Annotated in this window: 4 protein-coding genes; 2 read left to right on the top strand and 2 right to left on the bottom strand. The window is 52.2% G+C overall.

Annotated features, from left to right (window positions below; translation table 11 throughout):
* Nucleotides 1-9: 9 nt before the first annotated feature.
* Entirely contained in the window at nucleotides 10-348 is a 339-nt protein-coding gene (gene tnpB, locus OEW58_13950) for an IS66 family insertion sequence element accessory protein TnpB (protein MDH5302449.1), read from the top strand.
* An 80-nt stretch (nucleotides 349-428) separates the two neighbouring features.
* Nucleotides 429-2,012, top strand: coding sequence for an IS66 family transposase (locus tag OEW58_13945; GenBank protein MDH5302448.1), 1,584 nt, complete (start codon nucleotides 429-431; stop codon nucleotides 2,010-2,012).
* A gap of 150 nt (nucleotides 2,013-2,162) precedes the next feature.
* Here OEW58_13945 and rplQ read toward each other — a convergent pair whose 3' ends face one another.
* Together rplQ and OEW58_13935 are read right to left on the bottom strand one after the other, a co-directional pair.
* Nucleotides 2,163-2,555 (bottom strand): 50S ribosomal protein L17, encoded by a 393-nt coding sequence (gene rplQ, locus OEW58_13940; protein MDH5302447.1) that lies wholly within the window; start codon nucleotides 2,553-2,555, stop codon nucleotides 2,163-2,165.
* Between the two features lie 12 nt (nucleotides 2,556-2,567).
* Nucleotides 2,568-3,120 (bottom strand): DNA-directed RNA polymerase subunit alpha (locus OEW58_13935; GenBank protein ID MDH5302446.1); only part of this gene is annotated, 553 nt, incomplete at its 5' end.

Raw genomic sequence — 3,120 nt, 5'->3', positions numbered from 1 at the left:
GTTGGTGAAATGATTCAGCCCGAGCAGGTATTTTTGGCCGTGGCGCCGGTGGATATGCGCTGGGGAATAGACCGCTTATCGTTGCTGATTCAGCAAACAGACGGGCGCTCACCCTGCGATGGCACCGCCTATGGTTTTACCAACCGCAACCACACACGCATCAAGTTGCTGGTGTGGGATGGTACGGGTGTCTGGCTGTGTCATCGCCGCTTGCACAAAGGGCGGTTCCGCTGGCCTGTGCCGGGCGAATCGCTCTATCGCATGAGCGCCGAACAGTGGCACTGGCTCACTACCGGAATAGATTGGCAGAGGCTGTGTGCAACACCGCCGTTGCAATGGCGGGTTTAGTATAAAAATACTGCATATTTTTACCAATTTATGCTACATTTTTAGTGCGTTACAGGATGGCCTGACGTATAATTAACCCCATGAATTCACTGGGTAAAACAGCTCGTTCATCTGCTTCTCCAGCCCCGGCTGGCAACGTTCCACCATCCCCAATTCAGTCCCATGATGCCGACATTATCCGGCTCACCGAACTCGTCAATTCACAGCAATTAACCATCCACTCCCAGGACATCAAGATTCAAGCCTTGGTGCAGGAAGTGGCCTACCTGCGCCGCATGCGCTATGGCGCCAAGTCTGAAGCGATGAGCGCGGAACAGCGGCAATTGTTCGAGGACGACATTGTGCAGGATATGGCAGCCGTCGAAGCCGAACTCAAATTGCCACCCACCCCTGTCACGCCCAGAAGCCGCGCCGGACGCCAGGCATTGCCCGAACACTTGCTGCGTGTCGAAGTGCGCCATGAACCGGAATCCTGCACCTGCGCCGCCTGCCAAGCCAACCTGATCAAGATTGGCGAAGATGTCAGCGAGCAACTGGATATCGAACCGGCACGCTTCTTCGTCATCCGCCATATTCGCCCACAGTATGCCTGCCGTCAGTGCGAAACCGTCACCGCCGCACCCGTCGCACCTGCGGTTATCGATGGCTCGCTGGCCGCACCCGGCTTGTTGGCCTGGGTCGCCACCAGCAAGTATCTGGATCACTTGCCGCTGTACCGGCTGGAACAGATCGCCGCTCGGCAACAGGTTAGCCTGTCACGCAGCACCATGAGCGAATGGATAGGCCGCATGGGCTTTGCCCTGCAACCCCTGGCAGATCGCCTGATGGAGATGCTCAAGGAGCGGCAGGTGCTGCATGCCGACGAAACCCCGGTCAAGCAACTGGATCCCGGAGCGGGCAAGACAAAACGGGCTTACCTGTGGAGTTACCGCAGCAACGATCTGGATACCGGCCCGCCGATTGTGGTGTTCGATTACCAGAGCAGCCGCTCGGGCCAGCATGCGCGGGACTTCCTGCATGCTTGGCAGGGTCATCTTATGGTGGATGATTACGCCGGATACAAGAAGCTGTTTGCCAGCGATGGGCAAGCTGTCACCGAGTTGGGCTGCTGGGCGCATGCGCGGCGCAAGTTCTTCGACCTTCAGGCGAATGGTGTCCATCAACAAGCTGCGGAAGCTTTAAGGCGCATCGCCATACTCTACGCCGTTGAAGAAGCGGCTCGCGCAATGGAACATGCAAACCGAGCACTGCATCGTCAGCAAAACAGTTTGCCGATTCTGGCGGAGATGCATGACTGGCTGATCCGTTTACGGACATCTACTGCGGATGGCAGCGGGCTGGCGCGCGCCATCGATTACACGCTCAATCGTTGGGCGAGTCTGGTTCGCTATGCGCAAACCGGCAATCTGCCCATCGACAACAACCCGGTGGAAAATGCGATCCGCCCCATTGCGATTGGAAAAAAGAATTGGTTATTTGCCGGCAGTGAACGTGCGGGCAAACGGGCAGCTGCCATACAAAGCCTGTTCGCTACCGCGAAGCTCAATGGCATCGAACCTTCTGCATGGCTGAAAGATACGCTGGAGAAATTACCCGTCTGGAGCATGCGAAGAATTGATGAGCTGTTGCCGATCAAACCGACTGCACAAATTACATCAGTTTGATAGATGGGGCGGCTGGACGCTTACGATCAAACCAATGGCACAAATTCCATCAGTTTGATAGATGGGGCGGCTGCACGCTTACTTTGGAAATCCAAAAACAAATAAAAAAGCCGGATAAATCCGGCTTTTTTGTGATGATACAAATATTATTTATTCGTTTGTATCTTCGACAATTTCAACATCTGCTGGCCTGTCCATCAGTTCGATCAATGCCATAGGCGCATTGTCACCTTTACGGAAACCGAACTTTAAAATGCGTGAATAACCACCATTACGTGTAGCATACCGTGGTCCCAACTCATCAAAAAGTTTAGTTACTATTTCACGGTCACGAAGGCGTGCAAAAGCCAAGCGACGGTTAGCCAAAGTTGGATTCTTGCCCAATGTCAAAATTGGCTCAGCTACACGACGCAATTCTTTAGCTTTTGGTAAAGTAGTTTTGATTGCTTCATGGCGCAGCAATGAAACAGTCATGTTGCGCAGCATAGCCAAACGGTGACTACTAGTGCGGTTTAATTTTCTTAGTCCGAGACGATGACGCATAATTACCCTTTCTTACTGCTCAACTGGCGCAGGCCAGTTTTCTAATTTCATTCCAAGTGAAAGACCATGTTCAGCCAAGACCTGCTTGATTTCGTTTAACGACTTGCGACCAAGATTTGGCGTACGCAACAAATCAGATTCATGATGCTGAATAAGATCACCTATGTAATGTATGCTTTGTGCCTTGAGGCAGTTAGAAGAACGTGGAGTTAACTCCAAGTCATCTACAGGGCGCAATAACAATGGATCGATCTTCGGGGCTTGAGGTTTCTCTACCGGAGTAGGTGTACCTTCAAGTTCTGCAAATACCAAGAACTGATCAACCAGTATGCGAGCTGCAAAACGAATTGCCTCTTCAGGATCAATTGCGCTGTTGGTTTCAATATCCAAAACCAGCTTGTCTAGATCGGTACGCTGTTCGACGCGCGCACTTTCAACGGCGTAACTAACACGGAATATAGGGCTAAATGAAGCATCCAGTGCGATATGACCTACAGGACGTGTCATGCCAGGAACCTGGCGTGATATAGCAGATACATAGCCACGGCCTTTTTCTACTTTTATT

It is taken from the genome of Gammaproteobacteria bacterium (genome assembly GCA_029884425.1).
In the GTDB taxonomy this organism is placed as follows: domain Bacteria; phylum Pseudomonadota; class Gammaproteobacteria; order S012-40; family S012-40; genus JAOUHV01.
This window is presented reverse-complemented; position numbering and strand designations above follow the sequence as displayed.